This window comes from Photorhabdus aballayi (genome assembly GCF_026153155.1).
Lineage (GTDB): Bacteria > Pseudomonadota > Gammaproteobacteria > Enterobacterales > Enterobacteriaceae > Photorhabdus > Photorhabdus luminescens.
This window is the reverse complement of sequence record NZ_JAPFCD010000020.1, coordinates 26,146-51,581: the sequence shown is the minus strand read 5'-3', so window position 1 is coordinate 51,581 and position 25,436 is coordinate 26,146. Positions and strand designations below refer to the sequence as shown.

Annotated in this window: 26 protein-coding genes and 3 pseudogenes; 21 read left to right on the top strand and 8 right to left on the bottom strand. The window is 41.2% G+C overall.

Annotated elements, in window-relative coordinates:
* Window positions 1–62: 62 nt before the first annotated feature.
* A complete protein-coding gene (gene ubiC / locus OO184_RS12410; RefSeq protein WP_265379446.1) occupies window positions 63–575 on the top strand; it encodes a chorismate lyase in 513 nt (170 codons plus the stop codon).
* Window positions 576–602: 27 nt separating this feature from the next.
* Window positions 603–1,457, top strand: a complete 855-nt coding sequence (gene ubiA / locus OO184_RS12405; RefSeq protein ID WP_265379445.1) for a 4-hydroxybenzoate octaprenyltransferase — start codon at window positions 603–605, stop codon at window positions 1,455–1,457.
* Window positions 1,458–1,506: 49 nt separating this feature from the next.
* Here the strand turns inward: ubiA and plsB are convergent, their stop codons facing one another.
* A complete protein-coding gene (gene plsB / locus OO184_RS12400) occupies window positions 1,507–3,966 on the bottom strand; it encodes a glycerol-3-phosphate 1-O-acyltransferase PlsB (RefSeq protein ID WP_265379444.1) in 2,460 nt (819 codons plus the stop codon).
* Between the two features lie 129 nt (window positions 3,967–4,095).
* On the opposite strand from plsB, the gene OO184_RS12395 reads away from it, so the two are divergent.
* Entirely contained in the window at window positions 4,096–4,467 is a 372-nt protein-coding gene (locus OO184_RS12395; RefSeq protein WP_265379443.1) for a diacylglycerol kinase, read from the top strand.
* 119 nt (window positions 4,468–4,586) lie between these two features.
* Window positions 4,587–5,192 carry a transcriptional repressor LexA gene (gene lexA, locus OO184_RS12390; protein WP_265379442.1) on the top strand — a complete coding sequence of 202 codons (606 nt, stop codon included), beginning with the start codon at window positions 4,587–4,589 and terminating at the stop codon, window positions 5,190–5,192.
* A gap of 290 nt (window positions 5,193–5,482) precedes the next feature.
* Here the strand turns inward: lexA and zur are convergent, their stop codons facing one another.
* Entirely contained in the window at window positions 5,483–5,992 is a 510-nt protein-coding gene (zur, locus tag OO184_RS12385) for a zinc uptake transcriptional repressor Zur (protein ID WP_265379441.1), read from the bottom strand.
* Between the two features lie 219 nt (window positions 5,993–6,211).
* Between zur and OO184_RS12380 the strand changes: the two genes are divergently transcribed.
* Window positions 6,212–7,354 (top strand): DUF1266 domain-containing protein, encoded by a 1,143-nt coding sequence (locus OO184_RS12380; RefSeq protein ID WP_265379468.1) that lies wholly within the window; start codon window positions 6,212–6,214, stop codon window positions 7,352–7,354.
* A 310-nt stretch (window positions 7,355–7,664) separates the two neighbouring features.
* Here the strand turns inward: OO184_RS12380 and OO184_RS12375 are convergent, their stop codons facing one another.
* On the bottom strand, window positions 7,665–8,855 hold the full coding sequence (locus OO184_RS12375; protein WP_265379440.1) for a lactate oxidase: 1,191 nt from the start codon (window positions 8,853–8,855) through the stop codon (window positions 7,665–7,667).
* A gap of 502 nt (window positions 8,856–9,357) precedes the next feature.
* Between OO184_RS12375 and OO184_RS12370 the strand changes: the two genes are divergently transcribed.
* From OO184_RS12370 to OO184_RS12360, 3 genes are all read left to right on the top strand, one after another.
* Complete coding sequence (locus OO184_RS12370) at window positions 9,358–10,194, top strand: gp53-like domain-containing protein (protein WP_265379439.1); 837 nt, start codon at window positions 9,358–9,360, stop codon at window positions 10,192–10,194.
* Window positions 10,195–10,196: 2 nt separating this feature from the next.
* Window positions 10,197–10,622, top strand: coding sequence for a tail fiber assembly protein (locus OO184_RS12365; RefSeq protein ID WP_265379438.1), 426 nt, complete (start codon window positions 10,197–10,199; stop codon window positions 10,620–10,622).
* Window positions 10,623–10,891: 269 nt separating this feature from the next.
* Entirely contained in the window at window positions 10,892–11,470 is a 579-nt protein-coding gene (locus OO184_RS12360; protein WP_265379437.1) for a VOC family protein, read from the top strand.
* 150 nt (window positions 11,471–11,620) lie between these two features.
* On the opposite strand, the pseudogene OO184_RS12355 reads toward OO184_RS12360, so the two are convergent.
* Window positions 11,621–11,839, bottom strand: a pseudogene (locus OO184_RS12355) (helix-turn-helix domain-containing protein); the annotation flags it as partial.
* Between the two features lie 3 nt (window positions 11,840–11,842).
* Here OO184_RS12355 and OO184_RS12350 point away from each other — a divergent pair.
* The 5 genes from OO184_RS12350 to OO184_RS12330 all read left to right on the top strand — a co-directional run bounded on the left by OO184_RS12350 (window position 11,843) and on the right by OO184_RS12330 (window position 14,704).
* Window positions 11,843–12,145: a type II toxin-antitoxin system RelE/ParE family toxin gene (locus tag OO184_RS12350; RefSeq protein WP_265379467.1), complete on the top strand. Its 303-nt coding sequence runs from the start codon at window positions 11,843–11,845 to the stop codon at window positions 12,143–12,145.
* Entirely contained in the window at window positions 12,142–12,426 is a 285-nt protein-coding gene (locus OO184_RS12345; RefSeq protein ID WP_049582975.1) for a helix-turn-helix domain-containing protein, read from the top strand. The genes OO184_RS12350 and OO184_RS12345 overlap by 4 nt, the downstream gene beginning before the upstream one ends.
* Window positions 12,427–12,842: 416 nt before the next feature.
* Complete coding sequence (gene dusA, locus OO184_RS12340) at window positions 12,843–13,880, top strand: tRNA dihydrouridine(20/20a) synthase DusA (protein ID WP_049582974.1); 1,038 nt, start codon at window positions 12,843–12,845, stop codon at window positions 13,878–13,880.
* A gap of 61 nt (window positions 13,881–13,941) precedes the next feature.
* Window positions 13,942–14,349 carry a hypothetical protein gene (locus OO184_RS12335; RefSeq protein ID WP_312023699.1) on the top strand — a complete coding sequence of 136 codons (408 nt, stop codon included), beginning with the start codon at window positions 13,942–13,944 and terminating at the stop codon, window positions 14,347–14,349.
* Window positions 14,327–14,704, top strand: coding sequence for an ASCH domain-containing protein (locus OO184_RS12330; protein WP_132346865.1), 378 nt, complete (start codon window positions 14,327–14,329; stop codon window positions 14,702–14,704). The genes OO184_RS12335 and OO184_RS12330 overlap by 23 nt, the downstream gene beginning before the upstream one ends.
* 155 nt (window positions 14,705–14,859) lie before the next feature.
* Here the strand turns inward: OO184_RS12330 and OO184_RS12325 are convergent, their stop codons facing one another.
* Window positions 14,860–15,843, bottom strand: coding sequence for a quinone oxidoreductase (locus tag OO184_RS12325; RefSeq protein WP_265379435.1), 984 nt, complete (start codon window positions 15,841–15,843; stop codon window positions 14,860–14,862).
* Window positions 15,844–16,015: 172 nt separating this feature from the next.
* Here OO184_RS12325 and dnaB point away from each other — a divergent pair, with 172 nt between their 5' ends.
* From dnaB to OO184_RS12300, 5 genes are all read left to right on the top strand, one after another.
* On the top strand, window positions 16,016–17,425 hold the full coding sequence (gene dnaB / locus OO184_RS12320; RefSeq protein WP_049582966.1) for a replicative DNA helicase: 1,410 nt from the start codon (window positions 16,016–16,018) through the stop codon (window positions 17,423–17,425).
* Window positions 17,426–17,464: 39 nt separating this feature from the next.
* Window positions 17,465–18,544, top strand: coding sequence for an alanine racemase (alr, locus tag OO184_RS12315; protein WP_265379434.1), 1,080 nt, complete (start codon window positions 17,465–17,467; stop codon window positions 18,542–18,544).
* Window positions 18,545–18,597: 53 nt separating this feature from the next.
* Window positions 18,598–19,794, top strand: coding sequence for an amino acid aminotransferase (locus tag OO184_RS12310; RefSeq protein ID WP_265379433.1), 1,197 nt, complete (start codon window positions 18,598–18,600; stop codon window positions 19,792–19,794).
* A gap of 418 nt (window positions 19,795–20,212) precedes the next feature.
* Window positions 20,213–20,554, top strand: a complete 342-nt coding sequence (locus tag OO184_RS12305) for a colicin transporter (RefSeq protein ID WP_218117400.1) — start codon at window positions 20,213–20,215, stop codon at window positions 20,552–20,554.
* A 318-nt stretch (window positions 20,555–20,872) separates the two neighbouring features.
* On the top strand, window positions 20,873–21,328 hold the full coding sequence (locus tag OO184_RS12300) for a GNAT family N-acetyltransferase (protein ID WP_265379432.1): 456 nt from the start codon (window positions 20,873–20,875) through the stop codon (window positions 21,326–21,328).
* Between the two features lie 20 nt (window positions 21,329–21,348).
* On the opposite strand, the pseudogene OO184_RS12295 reads toward OO184_RS12300, so the two are convergent.
* Window positions 21,349–21,653: pseudogene (locus tag OO184_RS12295) on the bottom strand (transposase); the annotation flags it as partial.
* Window positions 21,654–21,808: 155 nt separating this feature from the next.
* Here OO184_RS12295 and OO184_RS12290 point away from each other — a divergent pair.
* Window positions 21,809–22,063, top strand: a complete 255-nt coding sequence (locus tag OO184_RS12290; RefSeq protein ID WP_265379431.1) for a cloacin immunity family protein — start codon at window positions 21,809–21,811, stop codon at window positions 22,061–22,063.
* Between the two features lie 75 nt (window positions 22,064–22,138).
* Here OO184_RS12290 and OO184_RS12285 read toward each other — a convergent pair whose 3' ends face one another.
* Both OO184_RS12285 and OO184_RS12280 read right to left on the bottom strand, forming a co-directional pair.
* Entirely contained in the window at window positions 22,139–22,546 is a 408-nt protein-coding gene (locus OO184_RS12285) for a type II toxin-antitoxin system HicB family antitoxin (protein ID WP_265379430.1), read from the bottom strand.
* Between the two features lie 50 nt (window positions 22,547–22,596).
* Window positions 22,597–22,773: pseudogene (locus tag OO184_RS12280) on the bottom strand (type II toxin-antitoxin system HicA family toxin).
* Between the two features lie 562 nt (window positions 22,774–23,335).
* On the opposite strand from OO184_RS12280, the gene OO184_RS12275 reads away from it, so the two are divergent.
* Complete coding sequence (locus tag OO184_RS12275) at window positions 23,336–24,445, top strand: PfkB family carbohydrate kinase (RefSeq protein ID WP_265379429.1); 1,110 nt, start codon at window positions 23,336–23,338, stop codon at window positions 24,443–24,445.
* A complete protein-coding gene (locus OO184_RS12270) occupies window positions 24,426–25,364 on the top strand; it encodes a pseudouridine-5'-phosphate glycosidase (RefSeq protein WP_265379428.1) in 939 nt (312 codons plus the stop codon). Before OO184_RS12275 ends, OO184_RS12270 begins: the two co-directional genes overlap by 20 nt.
* Window positions 25,365–25,436: the final 72 nt, after the last annotated feature.

The window sequence follows — 25,436 nt, the reverse complement described above, 5'->3', positions numbered from 1 at the left end:
GTATTCTCGGTGGCTATTAATTGTGCCCTCGGATAGAAGAAATTTGTCTAATGGAAAATCACATGTTAGCTGACTCAATATTAACAACGGCGCCAATTCATTGGCTTTCGGTGGATTCGCTTACTTTACCTGATGAGATTTCAGATTGGTTGATGGAATTAGGCTCCATGACCCGCCGTTTTGAGCAATACTGCAATTGTGTTCGTATCATACCATTCAGAGAATGTTTTATTACCGCAGAACAACTTTCTGATGAAAGTGAGCGTTTGCTAACTAGCCAAAGATATTGGCTGCGTGAGATCGTACTATGCGGTGATAATATTCCCTGGCTATTGGGGCGGACGTTAATCCCTGAATCAACATTGACCGGCCCTGATGAAAGTTTGGTTGATTTGGGAACAGTCCCACTGGGGCGCTATCTTTTTAGTGGTAATAAATTAACGCGCGACTATATTCATGTGGGGCAGCAGGGGAACCGTTGGGCGAGACGATCATTGCTGAGGTTATCAGGTAAACCGTTATTATTGACGGAAGTCTTTTTACCTGAGTCACCTGTATACAAAGGTAAAATTTAAAAGGGGGAAACAGAAGTGGCGGGAAGTATGGCGCAAAGTAAATGGCTGGCCTATTGCCGTTTAGTGCGTATTAATAAACCTATAGGTGCATTATTGTTGTTGTGGCCGACTTTCTGGGCTTTATGGATGGCCGGTAAAGGCATTCCGGATATGCACATATTATTAGTCTTTACTGCTGGTGTGTTTCTGATGCGTGCAGCAGGGTGTGCAATCAATGATTTTGCTGACAGAAAATTTGATGGTTGTGTTGAACGTACAAAAACACGTCCCCTGCCGAGTGGCGCTATTAGTGAGAAAGAAAGTAAGATCCTGTTTGCCGTATTGGCGCTGATTTCTTTCGGACTAGTTCTAACCCTAAATAAAATGGCGATCGGATTGTCAGTCGTTGGCTTGGCTCTGGCTTGGCTTTACCCCTTTGTTAAACGGTTTAGTCATCTTCCTCAGTTTGTACTGGGGGCAGCTTACGGTTGGGCTATTCCTATGGGATTTGCTGCGGTTAGTGAATCCTTACCACTAGAGTGTTGGCTGTTATTCTTGGCTAATATCTTCTGGTCGGTTATTTACGATACACAGTATGCGATGGTTGATCGAAATGATGATTTAAAAATTGGCGTTAAGTCCACCGCTATCCTGTTTGGTCGTTTCGATAAATTGATTATAGGGTTATTGCAACTCGCTATGTTACTGGTGCTGGTGCTGGTGGGTTATATGATGAATCTGGGCGGTATCTACTATTGGTCGCTGTTGCTTGCGGGCACGCTATTTATTTATCAGCAGAAATTGATCGCCGGCCGGGAAAGAGAACTTTGTTTCCAGGCATTCCTCAATAATAATTACGTTGGTCTGGTGCTATTCCTTGGCATCTTTTTCAGCTATGTCTGAAACATCTGGTGATAATGTGAATAACCATTATCACCAGTATTTAAGAAGATTATCCTTCCTTGGTACTACTCTCTTCGGTGTCGTTATGCTCTGGCGGCAAGCTGACACTCTCGATAGTAAGACGAATCTCAGGTGACATCAGTTCACCTAATACCTGATACAGCTCCTGAGTATTTGCTGTAATCGCATTACCACTGTCACTGATATAACCTTCTTCACGCAGTGTATTGACCGATGCAGTAAATACCGCCTTATCAAAGAATTCAGGCGCGTTGATGCCATGCAATACTGACAGACGTTGCGCTAACATCCGACTCTCTTTTTCCAGCACTCCCCGGCTGATTGCCGGGTTGGCGTTCAGTAAAGAGAGGGTGATGGCATAACGTTGCAGTGTTTCACGGACACCGGCTGCCAGCAATTGCAGGGGGCGGATACGTGCTGGATTCAACACCAGCATGCCATGCTCCTTGTTGCAGATAAGGCACTGGCGAGTCAGCTCGTTGATCAGCGTATTAACCACTTCTGGCAGCTCTGTTTTGCTATAACGCATAAACAGCTCGGCTTTAAGTAGTGGATAAATGATGGCGACTTGGTTTAACAACGCTTCGCGGCTGATGCGGCGATGATGAATAACGATGCAGGAAATCAGTGATGGCAGTACTAATAGATGTTGAATATTGTTGCGGTAGTAGGTCATCAAAACTGCACGCTCACGTGGCAGAATGATAATGTCACCCATACTGTCTTTGTCTACCTCGAACTTATCCATTTGCAGAGCGTGCTCTAACAACTCCTCCGCAGTTTTCTTTGGTACAGTGACATCAGTAGCGTAGGGCGCATTGTGCATGAGCTGTATATAACAATCCAGTTGCTCAAGCAGTTGCTCACGAGTTAGCGCTCGCTGACGCGACGAAAGCAGGGCAGTTGAACACAAGTTGATTGCGTTAGCCGCCGCGGTGTTGTTGATGTTTACCATAATCTTCTCAGACAGTTGGCTGACTGTCGGATTGAACCATTCGGGGCGATGGAATTCTATTGGATCGATAGAATCGCGCCAGCTAGGAACATGATTGTTAAGGTATTGGATCAACGGGATGGGTTCGCCAAAGTTAACGTAGCCTTGTCCCAGATTACGAAGTTTGCGCAAACCGCGTATCATCTGGAAAAAGCCCTCTTTCTCTTTGGTTGCGCCACGAAGCTCTTTAGCATAGGTGGCAACTTCCATCACATGTTCGTAGCCGATATAAATTGGAATAATGGTAATTGGGCGTGATTCGCCTCTCAACAGCGCTTGTAACGTCATGGACAGCGTACCCGTTTTGGGATCGAGTAAACGACCTGTCCTGGAGCGACCGCCTTCCATGAAGTACTCAACAGAATAACCTCGGGCAAACAACTCACCTAGATATTCCCGGAATATCGTGGCGTAGAGTTTATTACCCTTGAACGTGCGGCGGATGAAAAATGCGCCAAGACGGCGGAATATTGGCCCTGCCGGCCAAAAATTCAGGTTGATGCCAGCGGCGATATGGGGCGGTACCAAGCCTTGATGATAGAGCACGTAGGAGAGCAGCAAATAATCCATGTGGCTACGATGGCAGGGCGCATAAACCAGTTCGTGACCATCCTGTGCCAGACGGCGGATACGTTCAGCATTGTGAACATTGATCCCTTGATACAGGCGGTTCCAGGTCCAACCCAGTACACGGCCTGACAGCCGTACCGTTTCATAAGAGAAATCCGCAGCAATCTCTTCCATTATGTTAATGGCATTCTGTCGGGCTTTCTCATGTGAGATTTTCTTGGTGCGGGCCTCATCAGAGACCGCCTTTTCTATCGCTTTCGATGCCAGTAACTTGTTAAACAGCTCCTGACGAACCGGCAGGCGCGGCCCAACGGCTGCCAGGCGTTGGCGCGAGTAGTGCATTCGCGCCACACGAGCCAGTTTATGGGCAATAGTCTTATCCGTGCCATGCTCAGTTGCCATATAGCGTAGAGATACTGTGTTTGAAAAGCGCACAAAACTATCTCGGCCTAGCCAGAGAATGGCAAAGAATTTTTGGATACCATTGAGTAGCCGCAAATATGGGGCGCTCTGCCCTTCGCGTCCAGGGGAACGACCGAACATGACAGAAACCGGCAGCATTTGAATATCCAAATTTGGATTATTGCGATGTAGATCTAGATAAGCATGGAAGATTTTTACGGATTCCTGCTTTGGCGCGCAATAGCGGAATACGCGTGGGCCATTATCGATAAATACATAGCTGGGAAGTTCAGTGTCACCGATCTCCAGTGAATTTAATGGGTCCGGCAGATCCTGCTCAAGACATTGCTGACGTAGTGCCAGTAAGTCTGCTTTGGAATGATACGGCAGCACGTATAGAATCGGGCGTGTCGTATCGAGCCGCAATTCAGTAATAGGATCTGTAGGGATAAGTTTGCTCTTTACCAGTATTTTTAGTGGTAAATTCAATAATTTATAATATATTTTACGCCAACTTGACATAAATATCTTGAAGCCTCTTGTTAGCAACACGTTGCCAGCATACCAGAAACAGGTGTTGAGATCTGTTGTGTTAAGACAATAATAAAAGGGAAAAGTGTTAAATAACCTCATATTTGGTGTGAATAATTTATGGCGAATCAATCCAAAGGCTTGACCCGTATCATTAACGCAATTGTATATTCGATGAAAGGTATTAAGGCGACATGGCAAAATGAAGCGGCTTTCCGTCAGGAAATAATTTTAGCGATATTGGCTATAATAGTTGCTTTTTATCTGGATATCGGCGCAGTTGAACGCATTTTACTGATTGGTTCAGTGATGTTGGTGTTGATTATGGAAATCCTGAATAGTGCTATTGAAGCAGTGGTTGACCGTATTGGCAGTGAGTTCCATGAACTGTCGGGTCGCGCGAAAGATATGGGATCGGCGGCTGTCTTTCTGACGATGATGTTGTCATTAATTGTCTGGGGAACCATCCTTTGGCGCTATTTTATGGCCTGATTTAGTTTAATAGTTAGGTATTATATTATAATTGGCTAATTTTCTACCCTGGTAGGTTCCCAATCGTTATTTAGCTGTATATACTCACATATTGACTGTATAAACAAACAGGGGACGAAATGAAAGCACTTACCGCAAGGCAGCAGCAAGTTTATGACTTGGTGCGTGACCATATTTCGCAAACGGGGATGCCGCCAACGCGTGCTGAAATTGCAGCACGTCTTGGCTTTCGTTCACCTAACGCGGCTGAAGAGCATTTGAAAGCATTGGCTCGTAAAGGGGTGATAGAGATTGTCGCAGGGGCATCTAGAGGTATCCGTTTATTGTTTGAAGAATCTGGTTTACCGTTAATTGGCCGTGTAGCCGCAGGTGAACCACTGTTGGCACAGGAACATATCGAAAGTCATTATCAGGTTGATCCTGCACTGTTTAAGCCAAGTGCTGATTTCCTGTTGCGAGTCAGCGGCATGTCTATGAAAGACGTTGGGATTATGGACGGTGATCTGCTGGCCGTGCATAAAACACAAGATGTTCGTAATGGGCAGATTATTGTTGCCCGTATTGAAGATGAAGTGACGGTAAAACGTTTTAAGCAGACTGGAAATAGCGTTGAATTATTGGCAGAAAACCCTGAATTTAAGCCAATTGTGGTGGATTTGAGTGAACAGAGTCTGACAATTGAAGGATTAGCGGTTGGGGTGATTCGTAACGGCAACTGGTCTTGATAGTAAAATATCAAATTGTTATTTTTGAGATTGTTAAAGAATTGAAATATTCCGGCAGAATCATGTTATACCCAATGGATTTCAAGATGCATCGCGACGGCAAGAGAGCGAATCCCCGGGAGCATAGCGAACTATGTGACCGGGGTGAGTGAGTGCAACCAACAAAGAAGCAACTTGAAAGATAACGGGTATATTGAATTTATCGTTGTGATTATGATTATCTTAAACGTGATTCTGCGGTTGTTTATTTCAGTCTGGCTCTGTACCAAAGGTAAGTATTTACTTACTATCTATTTCTTTTTTACTTCAATGCTGTGGTCATGCTGGCATTCACCTCGTTTAGTACAGGATTCGATCTCTTCACAGGGTGAGCATAAGCCATGCGCTTCGATGACGGTATGGCGTAAACTGAACCCGGCTGTTTTTGCTAACTGTTGAATGGCGGATTCAACGGTTCCACCATCTCGTTCTGTAACAGAACCACAACGGTCGCAAATAAACATTGCTGAGGTGTGGCTTGGTTGCTCAATATGGTGGCACAGGACATAACTGTTGGTGGATTCTATTTTATGAATAAATCCCTGCTCCAGCAGAAATTCCAGTGCCCGGTATACGGTAGGCGGTTTGGCCTGCGGTTCTGCTTCCCGTAGCAAATCCAGTAAATCATAAGCACTGATTGCCCCTGGCTGCGCTGAAATTAGACGCAAAACCTCAAGCCGTTGCGGAGTAAAGCGAACTCCACGAGCTTGGCAAATAACTTCGGCCTGTTCCAGTAACTTTTTTTGATTAATCAATTTCATTGCGCCCCTTACAACCAGTACGATGATAATATTGTGATGTTATCATGTTTCTTCAATGGAAAATATTATCCAGTAAAGTTCATTGTGATTGTCCCCTGATGGAGTTAATTTGGCTAAATTGGTACTCAATAGCAAAAATAATGTTTTCTTGAAGTTTATGATAATACAGACAAGAATTATCGTATATGACAGATAATTTTCGGAAAGGAAGCATTTGTGATGAAAGAGCTTTTACAAAATCAGCCTCATTATAGACAGTTCCCTGTCAAAGGCTATCAGGTAATGAAGCATATTATCTGTGAAAAAAGAAAGTTACCTTTTCTAAGAGCATTATATGCATTGATTAATGTTTTATTTGTAATTGCGGTATGTATGGGTATTGTATTATCTGTAGCAATTGTTTTATTTATAATAGGTAATGTATCTGTCCCTAATACCGACTATTTACTTCTGGCACAAGTAGGAGGTATAGCATTATTGGGTGTAATGTTACTCTCTGTTATTATTTATCGCATTGTTAAGCGTCCTGAATGGGAGCAACGGCGTTATTATCAACAAGCAGGCTTATCTCTTTTACCAGAAGAGAAGCGCCAGGCATTACGGTTAAATATTGTTAGTGACTATTGGCTAGGTTTTTGGAGTGAAACTCTAGAGCATTATCCTTTACAGTCACGAGTTGCCCATGATAACTATCGTTACTGCCTGCTCCCATTATCTCTGACCCAGGAACATCAATCCCAATTATATAGCGACTGGGGAATTATTGATGAAGACGGGTATATGAAAATGCTAACGGGTTTGTGGGAGGGGATACATTCAAAACATTTTGCTATTGATGTTGCTCTTAGTGATGGAAAAATGTTTAAAGTGCTTGCTAAATTAGTTGAAGTAACACCTGACTATATTCATAAATGCTCCAAACCTATTAATGAACGCCCTCCTGCATTAGTGTGGGGGTTTGATTTGTGGCTTGCAATTGTTTTAAGTCGTAACTGTTTTTGTGCCGGTTATATTAGTGAAGAAATGGCATGGAAAAATATGTTGAAAACCGCTGATTATGTTTATGAAATCTTCGGTAATTTTGATGAGTTTTATACAAATTTCCGGCTAGGAAATGCTTACTGGAGTAATGATTTTAACCGGTCTAAAGAACGGCTGGAACAATTTAATTATTATAAGTCACATTGTGACTGGCCAATTGCTAGTTTACCGTGGCCTGAACCAAAAGGCGTTATCATGGAAAGGCAGATGATGACAGGTTTTTCTGCATTAGTAGAAGATGTTGTACGTAGTAACATGGAAGAACAACAAAGTTATGAATTTGATATTACTGAGCTGTCAGCGTCTCGTGTACTTCATTAATATTTACATGAAATGTTTCCCCTTGAAGAACATTTCAAGGGGAAATAAGTAATTAATATAGAAAATAGTGGCTTAATTATTTTTTTTGTGGTTTCAACTTGAATGTAAAGTTCGACTTGTTTGCTGATATTGTCTGTCACTACGAAATTCATTCCCCATTGAAGATGGTCTATTTGAGTTTGTAAATCTCTACTACAAGTTTCTGTTTTCAATATTCGGATTTATTAAAAAGTAACATAATTTACCCCGTTTCCTGAAATCACTTGTTCTAAATGAAACGGGGCCAATATTTACTTTATTAGTTAATGGGTTAAATCAAACTAATAAATTTTCTCTCTATATCTTTAATGGCCGCACATCCTGCCAGTTTCATGCTAAGTTTCAGTTCATCCTTAAGTAGGTTTAAAATGGAAGTTACGCCTGGCGCTCCGCCCAATGCTAGCGCATACAAAATGGGCCTGCCGATAGCGACAGCTTTAGCGCCTAATGCGAGCGCTTTAAACACATGGGTACCGCGGCGGATGCCTCCATCCAGATAGACTGGAATTTTAGATCCAACCGCTTCAACAATGTGCGGTAATGAAGCGATCGCTGCCGGGACAGTATCTAATTGACGGCCGCCGTGATTAGATACTTGAATCGCTGCGGCGCCGTGTTCAACACATTCTTTAGCATTTTCGGCGGATTGAATCCCTTTTACGATGATTGGAAGGCCTGATTCTTTGGCGAGGAACTCAAGGTCATTAAAATCAAGATCCCGTTTAAATAGCGCTGTAATCTCTGATAAGCTTGCTCCTGCGGGAACGCCTGGAATATTAGGAAATGGTAATGAATGTGGGAAAACAAATTTATTACGTTTATCGGTTTCTCTATTACCACTCCACTCTAAATCGACCGTAAAGACGATTGCGGTTGCCCCCATCGCTTTGGCTCTGCGTATCATTTCGCGGTTAATGCCCATATCTTTGGTAAAATAAATTTGGAACCATTTGGGGCCATTACTCACTTTTGCTATCTCTTCAAGAGGTGAATTAGCTAGAGTTTGTGCGGTAAACAGTGTGCCGGCAGCGGCAGCGCCTCTTGCCGTTCCCAATTCAGCGGTAGTATGAGATAGCCCATGTGCTGCCATCGGGGGAATGAAAATAGGCATATCCACTTTACTGCCGAGCAATTCAGTTGTTGTGTCAGGCTCTTTTACTCCTGCGAGATAGCGAGGAATAATTTGAAAATCGTCAAACGCTCTGGTGTTTTCACGTAAAGTCCATTCATCGCCTGAACCGCCGCTGATATAGCCGAATTGGGGGGCAGGAATCAATTTACGTGCTTCTTTTTCCAGGTCGTAAAGATTAATAATATCAAGGGATTTTTCTGCACTATTTGTTTTGTAGGCTCCTGTCAGCTTTATGTTAGCAGTTGCGGCGTTGGCTGAGGATACAGCGGATAGCGTACCGGCAGCAGCAAGACTTAATCCTCCAACTATGACGTCTCTTCTTGATGGCATATAATTTTCCCTTACTTAGTAGGTTTAATAAGTATTGACAATAGAACTTGTCCACATATTAAGAATAGACCTATTCTGGATAATTCAAGCTAATAAATCCTTAAGAATGTTTTTATAAGCTGGCGAAGCCTATTGGAACTGGCGATTCTTTGTTGTGAGAGGAACATCACAAAATTTAAATTAAGGTATAGTCGCTTATTTCATTTGCTTACCTGAATTTTTAGAGAGCAGTTAAAACAGAGGGGATTCGGATGCTGAATGTAAATGAACAGCTTAGCCATAAATTGGGTTTCACAAGTAATTGATCTATTAAACAGTGCTAACTATAAGAAAATAGTTAATTTATCTAAGTTATAAAAATATTTCATCATTCCTTGTCAGAAAAAGGCTATTATTTAAATAAGATCTAAAGTTATATACGGCAATTAGGTGGATATTTTAATTTTCATTAATTCAAAGTCTTATTTAATGAAAGCATAAGTTTTTTCCTTAAGGAGAACTCATGAGTAATAAGAATGACTTTAAAGCCTTTTCCGTTGGTCCTGATGCTAATATTGTTTCCCAAGAAGAATATGAAGAACGTCAGGAATTGAATATGGGGATTTTCCCTAATGTTATTTCCATTGATTTATTAAATAAGGTCTTGCGTCAGTCGTCAACTATATCATCGGTGGTGGCTAATTTTATCGCTACACAATGTAGTGATGATGTTTTGGATGATGGAGATATAGACAAACTCACTATCCAATTAAATACCGCTTTAGAGAAAAAAGCTTTAATAGAAATTCCAAGTGCTTCATTAACACAAAAAGGTGTTATTCAACTTACAGATGTACTTGGCGATAGTAATACGCTGGCAGTCACGCAAAAGCTTGTCCAGGAAATAATAACTTCGTTAAATGAGAATATTAATGGCAGAGTGCCCAACATTCGGCAAGTGAATGGTAAGGAATTATCTGAGAATATTGATCTGGATGCCGTGGATATTGGGGTGTACACAAAAGAAGAAGTAGATAACCAAGTTAATGCTAAAGGTAATAAGAATTCTGCCAGTAAAGCGATTAATGGTTGGTGGAAATGTGGAGATACCGGCGTTATCTATCAATGGGGGCGTACTAAGGTCATTGATGCTGGCCGTATAGAGCGTATTCAATTGCCGATTAGTTTTTCCAATACCCATTATGCCGTCAATATTAATTCTATTCAAAGTAAAATGGGTTTTATGGGGGCATCTGTTGGCTATGTAAATGTAATTGATCATTCATCTTTCGATTTATTAAATTCTTGGGTAAACGCCAAATGGGATAGCCCATTCTTTTGGATAGCGATAGGATATTAATTATGTATTATTACAGTGCAAAAACGAATGCTTTCTACCCGGTAGAATTGAAACAAAATTATATTACTGCTGGTTCATTGCCGGATGATATTATAGAAGTCGGTGATGATATTTATCAGGAATATGCTGCTAATCATGCGCCAGAAGGAAAACATCGTGTAGCCAATAAAAAAGGTTTGCCGGAGTGGGCAGATATTCCCCCGCCAACGGAAGATGCATTACGGCAATATGCTGAATTTCAAAAACAACAACTCATTGCTGAGGCAACAAATCAAATTGCACCACTGCAAGATGCTGTTGATTTAGGTATTGCGATTGAGGAAGAGAAAATGGCTTTATTGGCATGGAAAGAATACAGGGTAAAACTTAATCGGATAGATGTTTCACAGGCAATGGATATTGATTGGCCTGAAAAACCAGAGAGATAAATAGACGCAACTTCTTTGATTCACCCCAAAAATTGATCTGTTTGATTTTTGGGGGAATATCAGGCTTTAAACTTAAATCTTAATTGTTGATTATCTACTGTAAACTAATTTTTTCATTGTTTTTTATTTTTATAGTGATTATTTCTCAATTGATTAAGTTATTATTATATGATTTATAACTTGACTTTAGCGGATGTGATTGATAATTTTATTTAATTATTTTTATTTCGTGTGGAATTACACTCTATATAAATTAATGGAGAAAGATAATGATAGACTTTAAAGGATTAGGTCATATTAATATTGTTGTAGATGATATGATGGCGGCAATAGATTTTTATAAAAATCTATTTGGGGCAATACCTAGGCAATTCTTTCCTCATTTCAAAAATAAGGGTTTTGCAAAATCAGCAGGTTTTATTGATAACCCTGAACAGGTAGATGTATCAATAGCATTTCTGGAAATTCCTGGTGCTGGGGTTTTTATTGAATTAATGGAATATCATAATCCAACTGGAACAAAAAGGATTGAAATAAAAGAAGTTAATGATATTGGAGGTATTGGGCATATTTGTCTTAGAGTAAAAAATATAGATAGTGTATTTGAGCATATAAAAAACTCGCCTGATGTCAGATTAATAAATTCATCGCCATTATATAAGCCATACAAAATAGATGAAATCACCCGTGATGAATTTATCTTCTTTAACGAAGAGGATGAAAAAAACGCTGTTTTAAAACAAGAAACGTGTGAGATTATAGGTAAGATCAGATATTTTTATTTTATAGACAAATATAATATTCAATGGGAATTTGAAGAAGGGCATGATGATATTGGCACTGATTAGGTAGTACTTAATAATTATTTGCCGATCTACTGGCTAGAATAAAGGTCTCACAGTTCCGCATTAGCTGGAGCTGTTGACAGGAGTCAGGTTTAAGTTTTTTTACAGCAGGTAAAAAATAGCCCAGAAGATTGGGCTATTGTGAAAGTTGTATTAAGAAAAAACGACTTTAAGGCTACCGGGTGTCCGGCGCGGTTTCCCGATCACAATCTGAACGTCACGCCCTAGTCGATTCAGGCAATCTAACATTTTTGCCTCGCTGATACCTCGGAATTGCCCACGTAGCATGTTAGATAAACGGGGTTGAGTCATGCCTAACAATTGAGCGGCTTTTTCTTGTGTTAGGCGACGGCTTTTAATGATATTGCCGATACTATACTTACTCATGAAGCCGCTGCTACTGAACTTGCCACATTGCCATCTCAGATACGTGGTAGGATGTTTAGGTTAATAGAACGTCTGGCAATTGAAGGCAATGCTCTCAGGATGCCACATAGCCGAGTTATCGGCGGTGGTATATTTGAACTAAGGGTAGGAGATAAAGACATTGCCCGGTCACTGTATGCGTTTGCGAGAGGTCAGAAGATCTATCTGCTACATGCATTCGTGAAGAAGACTGAGAAAACCCCGGCAGCAGCCATCAAGACAGCCCATATGAGGCTTAAGGAGTTCAAATGAAACCAGTATCACTGAACGAATTGAAGGAGTTGATGTTGAATGACGCGGAGTCTATCGCTGCGTATAAGGAAGCCGACAAGGAGTTGGAACTGATACAGATATTATTTGAGATGCGTGAACGTTCTGGCATGTCAAAGACTGAGCTGGCAGAGAAAATTGGTATCAAACCATCAGGTATCAATAGGCTTGAAAAAAATCCTCTTGGCGCAAGTATGAAGACTTTGGAACGTTATGCAGCAGCGTGTGGCGCGGTTATTAACTTCAATGTTCAATATCAGTAAAAGGAATGGGACTTTGGTCCCGTTTATCCCTTAAAGCCGAAATAATTATACTAAAGTAGTAAACGTACTCCGCGCTTTCCCCAAAAATATTCCTGATAGCAAACTGTACGGTTCTACATTATACCCAATAGATTTCGAGTTGCAGCGCGGCGGCAAGTGAACGAATCCCTAGGAGCATAGAGAACTATGTGACTGGGGTGAGTGAAAGCAGCCAACAAAGCAGCAGCTTGAAAGATGAAGGGTATAAATCACCTGCGATACTTCTTTGCGTCAATTGTCAACGATATCTGATAGTGCCATCAGTACGGAGACGTTTCTCTATGCTATAGTAGGCCATAATTTAATATTATTCTCCGCGTTAGGTCCCCCTATTTATGGGGTACTGAGAATGTCAAAATAATCTAAAAAGTATAGCAATGCACCAAAGTAAAGAAATTGAAAAAACTTTTAAATTCAATGAAAAAGATAAAGAAACGGTTAAATATAGCCTTAACCGTTTCTCCGTCGCCCCGATGTTGGACTGGACAGATCGTCACTGCCGTTATTTCCATCGTTTATTAAGTCAGCAAACGCTGTTATATACCGAAATGGTGACAACCGGGGCGATTATTCATGGTAAAGGCGATTATCTGGCATATAGCGAAGAAGAACATCCGATAGCATTACAACTGGGCGGCAGTGATCCGCAAGCGTTGGCGCATTGTGCGAAGATTGCTCAAGAACGTGGCTATGATGAAATTAACCTAAATGTCGGTTGTCCTTCTGACCGGGTACAAAATGGTCGTTTTGGCGCTTGCTTGATGGGAGAAGCGGAACTGGTCGCTGATTGCGTCAAAGCCATGCAGGATGTGGTTAATGTGCCGGTGACAGTTAAAACCCGTATCGGTATTGATGAACAAGACAGTTACCAATTCCTGTGTGATTTTATTGATACCGTTGTGCGACGTAGTGGTTGCAATATATTTACCATTCATGCTCGTAAAGCGTGGCTTTCTGGTTTAAGTCCAAAAGAAAACCGTGAGATTCCACCGCTGGATTACCCACGAGTTTATCAATTGAAAAAAGATTTCCCTCAATTGACGATTGCTATTAATGGCGGTGTTAAATCGTTGGAAGAAGCGAAACAGCATCTACAACATGTAGATGGAATTATGATTGGGCGTGAGGCTTATCAAAACCCGTCTATTCTGGCACAGGTTGATCATGAATTATTTGATGCTTCAATGCCGGTGGTTGATACCGTTGCCGTGGTCAAAGCGCTTTATCCTTATATAGAGCAAGAACTATCAAAAGGAACATATCTGGGTCATATTACCCGCCATATTTTAGGTATTTTTCAAGGAATTCCGGGGGCGCGTCAGTGGCGTCGTCATCTTAGTGAGAATGCACACAAATCGGGAGCGGATATTTCTGTTGTGGAACAGGCGTTAGCTATGGTGACTGAGCGGATGTAGTATCCGCTCGTTTTGCTATTAAAGGCACAGTTATATATGAGAATTGAGCACTAAAATATAAATGAAATATGTCCTTCATATGAAGAGAGGGGATATCATTGTTATATATAGAACGTCTGATGGACAAGGACCTGCGCGATATAGATCTGTGATTAGTTCAATTTGCGTTGTTGAAGAAGTTAGAGTTATTGATGAGTTCCTAACGTTAGAAAGTTATATTGATTATTGTAGTAAGTTTAGTGTCTTTAGTGAAAGAGAATTAATTGAAGAATATAAAAGAAGAAAATATCCATATATAGTAAGGTTTACTTATAATATGGCTTTACCCAAAAGGATTATTCGTGATAGACTCATTAATGAAGTCGGTTTAAATAATGATGATTATTGGGGAATAATGAAATTAACTGATGATCAATTTAATAATATTATCAAACTGAGTGAAGTTAATGAAAGTTTTATTGTCAATTAAACCAGAATATGTTGATAGAATACTTGATGGTTCAAAGAAATTTGAATTTAGGAAAGTTGCTTTTAAAAATAATCAAGTTCAATCTGTTGTTATATATGCGACTATGCCGATCGGAATGGTTGTTGGTGAGTTTGAAATTGAAGATATTATTTCTGATGCTCCTTCTGTTGTATGGGAGATGACTCATCAATTTGCGGGCACAACAAAGGATTTTTTTGATAGTTATTTTGAAGGAAGAGAAAAGGCTGTTGCAATTAGTATTGGTAATGTTAAAAAATACGATAAACCTCTGCCTTTAAATATGCTTGGTCAGGGGATAACAGCGCCTCAATCTTATCGTTACTTACCTGTTTGAGGTGTGATACCCCTACCAGGAGGGGTATTGTTTTGTTTTATCTTTCAAATATTCAGCCAGCATTGCTCTCCGGTCTAAGGTTACTCGTGCAGGCAATTGCGGCATAATGAGGAATTAGACTTGTTGATTTGGTTAATAACCCGCTCATCTTACCGCTAAGGGAGCAGTAAACTTGATCCTTGCGTTGCTCGACTTTCTAGAATCTGATGTGCCTTTGTTGCCTCACTTAACGGGAACTTCTGATTTTCTGGGACATCCACATTAATTTTGCCGCTGGCAATCAGATCAAACAATTCTTTGCTCGCCTCATCCAATTCTTCGCGAGTTGAAATATAGCCGGCGATAGAAGGGCGGGTAACAAACAGTGAGCCTTTCTGATTTAAAATCCCTAAATCGACACCGGTAACTGGCCCGGATGCATTGCCAAAGCTGACCATCAACCCGTGGCGTTTCAGGCAGTCTAGTGAATCCAGCCAGGTCGATTTACCAACAGAATCATAAACTACACCGACTTTTTCACCGTTGGTGATTTGATGAATCCGTTCGACAATATTTTCACGGTTATAGTTAATGACCTGCCATGCACCGGCATCTTTAGCGCGTTGTGCTTTCTCATCAGAGCCAACCGTTCCGATCAGTTTTGCACCCAAAGCTTTTGCCCATTGGCAGGCAATTAGCCCGACGCCGCCAGCGGCGGCATGAAACAAAAAGGGTTCGCCTGACTGGATTTTGTAGGTACGGCGCAGAAGATAGTAAACAGTCAGCCCTTTCAGAAAAGAAGCAGCGGCTTGTTCGAAGGAGATGGTATCTGGCAGAACAGCGACTTTGCTTTCCGCGACATTATGCACTTCACTGTAAGCGCCTAAAGTTGATTGCGCATAAACTACACGATCACCCACTTTTATGGTAGTCACAGCGGAACCCACTTTGGTCACTACGCCTGCGGCCTCAGTGCCAAGACCGCTCGGTAATTGTGCCGGTGGGTATAGTCCGCTACGCATATAAGTGTCGATGTAATTGATTCCAATCGCTCTATTTTCTACTTGTACTTCATCGTCAGCAGGAGCTCTGGGGGTGAATTCAGAATATTGCAGGACCTCGGGGCCGCCAATAGAGGAAAATTCGATATGTTTTGCCATGACTCAACCTCATCAATATAAGGGGAATGTGTGTGCGCGTAGTAGTTGAACTGATTGTAAACGGGCTTTAATGTGTCAGAAATAATTACAAACTATATGTAATTACTCAAGGCACTTCATAGCGTATACTCATGTGCTGTTGCAGATTTATCAGTAGATTATTGCGGGATTCATGGCGGGAAAAAAATCAACTCACAACAAAATGGCTGAACCGAAAGATCGCCAAATGGAAGGGCTGAAACTTCCGCCACACTCTTTGGAAGCAGAGCAGTCTGTGTTAGGCGGTTTAATGCTGGATAATGAACGTTGGGATAATGTTTCCGAACGTGTTACTAGCAATGATTTTTTCAGCCGTCCACATCGGCGCATTTTTGCTGAAATGCAGCGGTTGCTGGAGATGGGCAACCCTATCGACCTGATTACATTATCGGAATCCCTTGAGCAGAGTGGGGAACTGAATAATGTAGGCGGTTTTGCTTATCTGGCCGAATTATCTAAAAATACGCCAAGTGCGGCTAATATTAATGCTTATGCGGATATTGTCCGCGAACGTGCTGTTGTCCGCGAGATGATCGCAGTTGCAAATGAAATTGCAGATGCCGGTTATGATCCTCAAGGCAGGAGCAGCGAAGAATTATTGGATCTGGCCGAATCTCGGGTGTTCCAGATCGCTGAAAATCGTGCTAGTAAAGATGAAGGGCCGAAAGGAATAGAACAGATCCTTGAAGAAACCGTCGAGCGGATTGAGCAACTTTATCAACGTCCTCACGATGGTGTAACCGGTGTTTCAACCGGTTATCAGGATCTGGATAAGAAAACCGCAGGTTTGCAAAAATCAGACTTGATCATTGTGGCTGCGCGTCCTTCTATGGGTAAAACCACTTTCGCCATGAACCTGTGTGAAAACGCAGCCATGATGCAGGATAAGCCTGTTTTGATCTTCAGTCTTGAGATGCCCGGCAACCAGATCATGATGCGTATGCTGGCATCCCTTTCACGGGTGGATCAAACCCGTATCCGTACCGGTCAGCTTGATGATGAAGATTGGGCGCGGATCTCCAGTACGATGGGGATATTGCTGGAAAAACGCAATATGTATATTGACGACTCATCTGGCCTGACGCCTACCGAAGTTCGTTCCCGTGCTCGGCGTGTCTTCCGCGAAAATGGCGGATTGAGCCTGATCATGATCGACTACCTGCAATTAATGCGGGTTCCGGCCTTATCTGATAATCGTACTTTGGAAATTGCGGAGATTTCCCGTTCACTAAAAGCTTTGGCTAAAGAGCTTCAAGTACCGGTGGTTGCACTTTCTCAGCTCAACCGTAGCCTTGAACAGCGGGCAGATAAGCGCCCAGTTAACTCTGATCTACGTGAATCCGGCTCTATTGAGCAGGATGCCGACCTCATTATGTTTATCTATCGTGACGAGGTTTACCATGAGAGCAGCGACATGAAAGGTGTGGCTGAAATTATTCTTGGTAAGCAACGTAACGGTCCAATCGGTACAGTTCGCCTGACGTTTAATGGTCAATGGTCGCGGTTTGATAACTACGCCGGACCAAGTTATGACGACGAATAAGTATTAACTACCAAAGAATCAATAAATTTAAGGAATAGAATGAAAGCGGCAACCGCAGTTATTGACCGCCGCGCTCTGCGACATAACTTGCAACGGGTAAGGGAGATCGCCCCTAAAAGCAATCTGATTGCAGTTGTGAAAGCAAACGCTTATGGCCACGGTTTACTGGAGACAGCACATACGCTGGATGACGCCGATTGTTTCGGTGTAGCGCGAATTGGTGAAGCATTGACGTTGCGTCATGGTGGTATTGTCAAACCGATTCTGTTATTGGAAGGATGCTTTGGTGCGGCTGATCTACCAACATTGGTTGCTAACCATATTGAAACCGTGGTTCACAGCATTGAACAGTTGGAAGCGCTGGAACAGGCTAAATTATCTCATCCGATAAAAGTATGGATGAAATTGGATAGCGGGATGCATCGCTTAGGTGTAAGGCCGGAAGATGCCGAAGAATTTTATCAACGGCTAAGTCGTTGTAAAAATGTGCAACAGCCCGTCAATATTGTCAGCCATTTTGGCAGAGCTGATGAGCCAACGGTAGACACCACTTGCCAGCAGATAGCCTGTTTTCAGGCTTTCTGTGCTGACAAACCGGGAGAAAAATCCATTGATGCATCGGGAGGTATCCTGTTGTGGCCGGAAGTCCATCAAGATTGGGTGCGTCCTGGGCTGATGATGTATGGTGTATCGCCATTGTCTGATAAAACGGCCACGGATTTTAACCTGATCCCAGCAATGACCTTAAAGTCGAGCTTAATTGCTGTTCGTAAGCATAAAGCTGGTGAATCGGTTGGCTATGGCGGGACTTGGGTCAGTGAACGTGATACTTATCTTGGTGTTGTGGCTATTGGTTATGGTGATGGTTATCCGCGCAGTGCGCCTTCGGGAACGCCAATACATATTAATGGTCGTGAAGTGCCGATTGCTGGTCGTGTCTCAATGGACATGATCTCTGTTGATTTAGGGCCAGATGCGACAGATAAAGTGGGTGATGAAGTGGTGCTCTGGGGAGATGTGCTGCCAGTGGAACGGATTGCTGAATGCACTGGTATCATTACTTATGAACTGGTGACCAAACTCACTTCCAGAGTGGTGATGGAATACCTGGACGAATAATGCTGTAGGTTATATTGTTTATTAAATAACTGACTGATAAGGAGTAGAGCCTGATGTTCCAGAATGTTGATGCTTATGCTGGTGATCCTATTCTTTCGCTGGCTGAAGAGTTTACAAAAGATCCTCGCACGGAAAAAATTAATCTGAGTATCGGGCTGTATTACGATGAGCAGGGTGTGATTCCGCAATTGCAGGCAGTGGCTACCGCAGAAGAACAGCTTAGAGCGTTGTCACAGACGGCTTCTCTTTATCTACCGATGGAGGGATTGGAATCATATCGTCTTGCGGTTCAGGAACTGTTATTTGGTAAAGATCATCCGGTATTGAAACAGCGGATAGTGGCAACGATTCAATCATTGGGCGGTTCTGGCGCCCTTAAAATCGGTGCTGATTTTCTGCATCGTTATTTCCCTGATTCAGAAGTGTGGTGCAGTGATCCAACTTGGGAAAACCACGCCGCTATTTTTGCGGGGGCTGGTATTAAGGTGAACTATTACCCTTATTTTGATACACAGACTAAAGGGGTAAAATTCAATGAAATGCTGGAAACATTCAGGAAATTGCCGGCAAAAAGCATTATTGTGATGCACCCTTGTTGCCATAACCCAACCGGATCGGATCTGACCAATGATCAATGGGATCAAGTTGTTCAGATTGTTAAAGAGAGAGAATTACTGCCATTCCTTGATATTGCTTATCAGGGGCTTGGGGATGGTATGGAAAAAGATGCTTATGCCATTCGTGCTATGGCGACAGCCGGTTTGCCTTGTCTGGTGAGCAACTCTTTCTCCAAGATATTTTCTATGTATGGTGAGCGCGTGGGTGGTTTGTCTGTCATCTGTGATGATGAACAGACCAAAGAGCGGGTATTTGGGCAGTTAAAAGCGGGTGTACGTCGCGTCTACTCTACCCCGCCGAATTTTGGTGCGCAGGTTGTGGCGAAAGTACTGACTGATCCTGTTTTGAAGGCACAATGGTTGACAGAAGTTGAACATATGCGCTTGCGTATTTTGGAAATGCGCACGGTGCTGGTGGATGCGTTGAAAACCGTATTACCAGAGAAAAACTTTGAGTATTTTGTGAAACAGCGCGGGATGTTCAGCTATACCGGTTTTAGTCAGAAACAGGTGGATCGCTTGCGCCAAGAATTTGCTGTTTATCTGGTCGGTAATGGCCGAGTCTGTATGGCAGGTGTTAACCATCGTAATGTTGCACGTATTGCTGAGACATTTGCGGCGGTAAATAAATAATGGATTCTAATATAAATAATCTGTTATTGATGATAATGATCGATAATTTGTAAAATAGCAGTACATCCCTTTTTAGAAGCGCACCATAATATGGTGCGCTTGCTTTTTTCTGCAACTAATTGAATTTTAATATTTTTATTCTTATTTTTATTTTGACCTGTAATTATTAGTCAAACGATATATCACGAATGGATATATAGTAGTAAACGATAGAATGGGAGAGGTTACTCAGATATACCCTATGAATTTCAAGATGCATCGCGACGGCAAGGGAGCGAATCCCCGGGAGCATAGATAACGATGTGACCGGGGTGAGTGAGTGCAGCCAACAAAGAGGCAACTTGAAAGATAACGGGTATAGTGGATAAAACGGATTCTGGTTGGAAGGCTGATAGTCGAATTAAGTGGAGTAAATAAAATGAGTATATCTATAGATAAGTTGCGTGTTTATACTAATCCTAATGAATTTTTTACCTTAGGTGGAAGCGTGATAATGAAGTTAACACCTCAAGCGGCAATTGGAGTCTGTGAAATTGCCACTAATAAGAATTTAGTAATTTCACGTATTGAAGGGTTTATTTGGCATTGTAACACCGGAAAATTTGAGGCTAGGTTAGATGCTATTTGGGATGGATTAGTGAATCCGGGGAATGACTTAGAAAAGGTGGAAAAAAATAATAAAGAAGCTATAGAAAATATCAAGGAAGATGAAAAAAATGGACATAATGTATTTATTATTACTATAGCTAAAAAACGGTAACTTACATATCAATCACCAGAGTATAAAGCTACCTTGTTTGAATTGAACCCGATATGTCAGGTAAGGATTAGCGATTAGAAGGATTGAGCTATATGATGAATAGAGAGTCAGTTCTTTATATAATCCTATCTTGATGGTAATAACGAATACACTTCATCATTAGCTTATTGAATTTACTTACTTAAAAAAATGATGATTACTTATTATAACTTGGGTTTCTCTACGAGAAAATTTTTATAATATATCTTGACGAATGCTATTCTTTGATTATTATGATTAAAGGGTAATTAATATCGTTTTATTTAATAAGGAAGCTAAATGGAAAAGTTAAATCGTTGGGAAAAGAATGGTTATATTATTTCTACGGATAAACATGAATTAGATATTAATTTTATTCATCAGTTTCTGGCAAAAATGAGTTGGGCAGAAGGAATTGATAAAGAAACTGTGAATTTATCAATTGAAAATAGCTTAAATTTTGGTTTGTACGAAAATTCGCGGCAGATAGGATTTGCGCGTATTGTGACTGATTTCGCGACCTTTGGTTATCTATGTGATGTTTTTATCTTGGATGATTATCAGGGGTTAGGATTAGCACGTTGGATGATGGAGTGTTGTCTGGAACATCCTCAAATAGTAAAGCTCAGAAGAATTATGCTGGTTACTACCACAGCTCCTTGGTTATATGAAAAGACGGGTTATTCGCCGGTAAAATCAGATAACTTTGTTTGGCAAATTGTTCGTCCTGATATTTATAAGAAAAATAGAATTTAAGGGGTTGTCCTAGATAGCGATTATATTTTACCTTTAACTATTTGTTTTAGAAAGTGTAATTGGTCTTTTACACCCAGTGTATTAAATCTCCACTCACATTCCTTGAGAAACAACTCAAAATGCTCCTTTGGTATGCCATTAAATCTACGCATATGACGTTTGGCCTGGTTTCAAAATTCTCTATCCCATTGATATGATTTTGACCATTTTTAGCGTCTACAAACTCTGTGCTATGGTTTATTCGATAGTGTTTAGAATCGGATATATCTAATACATCATAGCTGGCAAAATTATCTGTGTAGACTAGGCTGTCAGGTTTAATATTTGCGGTAATTAATTGCTTGAGATCGATCTGTTTCTACTTTAATTGTCTGTGTTTATATATAGTATTAATGTGTACTTTTTGTTTAATAAAACAGGTAAGCAATTAGCAGCGGCTGATCTAAAATGTAGCATTAAAAAATTTTTATGAGGTAAGTTATGGGACTAAAGTTAAACATTGCGTGGTTTGATAGAAAAACGGAAGAGTTTATTGGTGAGGAATATTCTAGAGATCTGGGAGATGATGGTTCAGTAATAGAAAAATTAGGGCTTCCTATTGAAGATAATATTAATAATGGTGCATTAGATGTAAAAAAAGAATGGGTGCCAACACTTGAATCATATTTTAAAAATAACATTGAAACAGATAAATATTGGTATCAAATATCATTTGACTATCGAGATAAATGGTAATTAGGCCGTAATTTAAATTTAGTCATTTACTTAAACCTTGCTGTGGCAAGGTTTAAGACTATTTGATGGTGATGTTTAAATGGCAACAAGTTCTAGATGTTTTCCCAAGGCATTTAACGCATTCGCGATGGTGTCAATTTTAGTGCTATGACCTAATGACACTATACGTTGAATTTCTTGCGGTCGGGTTCCCAATAACCGCGCAAGCTCTGCGTTGCTTGTTCTTGTTTGAAGCATCGTATTCAACAGTAAAACCTTAGCCGCTATACTGGCTGGTACTTCGACAAAAGCTTCTCCTTCAGTCGATGGTGTTGGTATTTCGCGCCGGTTTTCAAAGTAGAAATCAAATGTAGTAACCAGAGCATCCTGCGCCATAGCTAACGCTTCTTCTCTAGTATCTCCGCCTGTTAAGGCTTCTGGGATATCTGGGAATATCACAGCCCAACCTGTTTCGTCATGTTCGAATTTTACTGGGTATCGCATATTTTACTCAGTGAAGTTATGCGAGTAACCAGCCCCTTAGGGCCGGTCTGTCATTTGATGCCTAGCTGTTTTAATATTAATTTCCTCAGCGGTTCTGGGATTTCTTTACTAGGGTGCCTTGGCATCGTGGTTTGCTTACCGTTCAAGAAAACTTTCAAATGGTTAGTCCCATCTTTAAATTCTTCTCTTTGAGCTTTAAGCTACCGGCGAAACTCGCTTTGCTTCACTGCCTCCTCCTGTTTGTTTAACTTGAAAATAAATATAAACATTTTTGTTTATATGAGCAAGAGGTTTATAAGCATTTTTGTTTATAAGTGTAATAGAGTTAAACTATTTATATTTATTCTTTATAGGGTGAAGTTTAACGTGAGAATTGTTCTAATCTCAGCATATATAATTTGTTCGCGGATATTTTCGGCTATGAAGTATATTTTTTAATGTGAAACAGATCACTTTTTAATGAAACATGTTTCAGATGGTGAAAAATAATTTTCACCATTTCAAGGTATATCCAAACATTTGTTAGCCTTCGATAAGGGTTTACTTAGTGCTTTGTTTTATTGAATTTATTTCTAGCATAAAACACCGGTTGATTATTAATATTCAGAAAAAATGATTTTTCAACCGGATTTAACTTGATAGTTATCACATAAAATCAGGCTGAAAATCCAGTCATATACTCTTACGATCATTCTCTCAACTTCGTTGTAAAATAAAAAATCTTGCTTTACTGTTTTGTTTTTAACACATAAAACAAACGTGTGTTTAAGAACAAACAAGTGTCTAAAAATGACGAATCGGGAAAAACAAATATTGCAACTTCTGAGACGAGATCCGTTAATTCCTCAGCAGGAAATTGCCGATATTTTAGGTATAAGTCGCTCAGGTGTTGCTGGTCATATTATGAATTTAATGAATAAGGGATATATAAAAGGGAAAGGTTATATTTTATCTGACCACAATTATGTAGTAGCGGTTGGTTCTATTAATATGGATGTTTGCGGTTATGCATCAAATAAACTCATTTATCAAGATTCTAACCCAGGAAAAATAAAATGTACCCCTGGTGGTGTAGGCAGAAATATTGCCCAAAATATCACGTTATTAGGTAAAGAATGTCATCTTATTTCTGTTGTTGGCGATGATTTCTATGGTAGCACTTTACTGGATCAGGCCAGATGCGCAGGCGTTAATATCGACTACTGCTATAAGCTTTATGGTGAAAATACCTCGACATATGTCTCCTTATTAGATGACGGTGGTGAGATGTTAGTCGCCATCAATGACATGCATATTTTGGAAAAACTGACGCCATCGTTGTTAGCGAATCATTGTGATCTTATTCAGCATGCTGGTGTATTGGCTATTGATTGCAATTTATCTGAAGAAGCTTTGGTTTGGCTGTTGACTAATGCCGGAACAGTGCCGGTATTTGTGGATACAGTATCCGCATTTAAAGCACCTAAGATTAAAAACTGGCTTTCCTATATCCACACCTTAAAACCTAATTGTTTGGAAGCGGAAGCACTGAGTGGAATGAAAATTACCCAACCTACCGATGTTCCGGCAGTGGCGCGGTGGTTTCACGATCAAGGTGTGCAGCGGTTAGTACTCAGCATGGGCGTAGAGGGTGTCTACTTTAGTGAAAGTAATGGCGTGGCGGGGTGGTCACTTCCCATCAGTATCAAGATTGTCAATGTAACAGGCGCCGGAGATGCCATGATGGCTGGACTGGTGAACTGCTGGCTAGAAAATATGACACTAGCAGAAAGTGTTCGCTTTGCCCAAGGATGCTCTGCACTCACGCTCTCTTGCGAATTTACTAATAATCCAAATCTGTCAAATGGCAGTGTCCAAAAACTGTTGGAATTACAATCTCATGAAAAATCATGCTATTAGCAATGAATATTTGGATATTTCCCTAGAAGTTACAGAGGCCTTAGAGAATCATCAACCGATTGTAGCGTTGGAATCGACCATTATTGCTCATGGAATGCCTTATCCGCAAAATGTAAACACTGCGCGACAAGTTGAGCGGAAAATCAGGGAAAATGGCGCTGTTCCTGCAACAATTGCTGTTATCAATGGGATGATGAAAGCCGGTCTGTCGCATGAAGAAATAGAGTTTTTAGGTAGAGAAGGTGACAAGATAACTAAAGTCAGTCGTCGTGATTTACCCTTTGTTATCGCTGCCGGAAAAAATGGCGCGACGACGGTTGCTTCTACCATGATTATTGCTGCTATGGCCGGGATTAGAATCTTCGCTACCGGCGGTATTGGTGGTGTGCACCGTGGCGCGGAACAGACTTTTGATATTTCTGCCGATTTACAGGAGTTAGCGAAAACCAGTGTCGCGGTAGTCTGTGCTGGTGCTAAATCCATTCTGGATCTTGGCCTGACAACAGAATATCTTGAAACTCACGGTGTACCATTAATTGGCTATCAGACTCATGTTTTGCCGGCGTTCTTCTGTCGTACCAGCCCATTCCCCGTCAATATTCGTCTGGATTCCCCAGAACAAATAGCTCAGGCGATGGCAGTAAAATGGGATACTGGATTACAGGGCGGTTTGGTGATTGCCAATCCTATCCCTGAACCATACGCCATGCCGGAAGCGGAGATCAACGTTGCGATCGAACGGGCAGTACGAGAATCCATAGAACAGAGAGTAACTGGAAAAGCGTGTACGCCGTTTTTGTTATCCAGAGTGGCTGAGTTAACTGGGGGTGATAGCCTATCTGCCAATATTCAGTTGGTACTTAATAACGCTGAACTGGCAGCGAAAATTGCTTGCCATTATTGGGAAAGCCGTGGGTAAAACAACTGCGTTATGCTTTAAGTTCCATCCTCAAGTTGGTTAAAGGGGTTCTACCTCAAAGGTTTGAGAAAT

Bases quoted from the DNA above. Each gene is read 5' to 3' on its own strand.
- dusA (WP_049582974.1), top strand. From the start codon at position 12,843: ATGCACCAAAGTAAAGAAATTGAAAAAACTTTTAAATTCAATGAAAAA.
- OO184_RS12345 (WP_049582975.1), top strand. From the start codon at position 12,142: ATGAAACCAGTATCACTGAACGAATTGAAGGAGTTGATGTTGAATGAC.
- OO184_RS12335 (WP_312023699.1), top strand. From the start codon at position 13,942: ATGAAATATGTCCTTCATATGAAGAGAGGGGATATCATTGTTATATAT.
- OO184_RS12310 (WP_265379433.1), top strand. From the start codon at position 18,598: ATGTTCCAGAATGTTGATGCTTATGCTGGTGATCCTATTCTTTCGCTG.
- ubiA (WP_265379445.1), top strand. From the start codon at position 603: ATGGCGCAAAGTAAATGGCTGGCCTATTGCCGTTTAGTGCGTATTAAT.
- ubiC (WP_265379446.1), top strand. From the start codon at position 63: ATGTTAGCTGACTCAATATTAACAACGGCGCCAATTCATTGGCTTTCG.
- OO184_RS12395 (WP_265379443.1), top strand. From the start codon at position 4,096: ATGGCGAATCAATCCAAAGGCTTGACCCGTATCATTAACGCAATTGTA.
- OO184_RS12285 (WP_265379430.1), bottom strand. From the start codon at position 22,546: ATGCGATACCCAGTAAAATTCGAACATGACGAAACAGGTTGGGCTGTG.
- plsB (WP_265379444.1), bottom strand. From the start codon at position 3,966: ATGTCAAGTTGGCGTAAAATATATTATAAATTATTGAATTTACCACTA.
- OO184_RS12380 (WP_265379468.1), top strand. From the start codon at position 6,212: ATGAAAGAGCTTTTACAAAATCAGCCTCATTATAGACAGTTCCCTGTC.
- OO184_RS12275 (WP_265379429.1), top strand. From the start codon at position 23,336: ATGACGAATCGGGAAAAACAAATATTGCAACTTCTGAGACGAGATCCG.
- lexA (WP_265379442.1), top strand. From the start codon at position 4,587: ATGAAAGCACTTACCGCAAGGCAGCAGCAAGTTTATGACTTGGTGCGT.
- OO184_RS12365 (WP_265379438.1), top strand. From the start codon at position 10,197: ATGTATTATTACAGTGCAAAAACGAATGCTTTCTACCCGGTAGAATTG.
- zur (WP_265379441.1), bottom strand. From the start codon at position 5,992: ATGAAATTGATTAATCAAAAAAAGTTACTGGAACAGGCCGAAGTTATT.
- dnaB (WP_049582966.1), top strand. From the start codon at position 16,016: ATGGCGGGAAAAAAATCAACTCACAACAAAATGGCTGAACCGAAAGAT.
- OO184_RS12360 (WP_265379437.1), top strand. From the start codon at position 10,892: ATGATAGACTTTAAAGGATTAGGTCATATTAATATTGTTGTAGATGAT.
- OO184_RS12325 (WP_265379435.1), bottom strand. From the start codon at position 15,843: ATGGCAAAACATATCGAATTTTCCTCTATTGGCGGCCCCGAGGTCCTG.
- OO184_RS12270 (WP_265379428.1), top strand. From the start codon at position 24,426: ATGAAAAATCATGCTATTAGCAATGAATATTTGGATATTTCCCTAGAA.
- OO184_RS12370 (WP_265379439.1), top strand. From the start codon at position 9,358: ATGAGTAATAAGAATGACTTTAAAGCCTTTTCCGTTGGTCCTGATGCT.
- OO184_RS12330 (WP_132346865.1), top strand. From the start codon at position 14,327: ATGAAAGTTTTATTGTCAATTAAACCAGAATATGTTGATAGAATACTT.
- OO184_RS12290 (WP_265379431.1), top strand. From the start codon at position 21,809: ATGGGACTAAAGTTAAACATTGCGTGGTTTGATAGAAAAACGGAAGAG.
- alr (WP_265379434.1), top strand. From the start codon at position 17,465: ATGAAAGCGGCAACCGCAGTTATTGACCGCCGCGCTCTGCGACATAAC.
- OO184_RS12305 (WP_218117400.1), top strand. From the start codon at position 20,213: ATGAGTATATCTATAGATAAGTTGCGTGTTTATACTAATCCTAATGAA.
- OO184_RS12375 (WP_265379440.1), bottom strand. From the start codon at position 8,855: ATGCCATCAAGAAGAGACGTCATAGTTGGAGGATTAAGTCTTGCTGCT.
- OO184_RS12300 (WP_265379432.1), top strand. From the start codon at position 20,873: ATGGAAAAGTTAAATCGTTGGGAAAAGAATGGTTATATTATTTCTACG.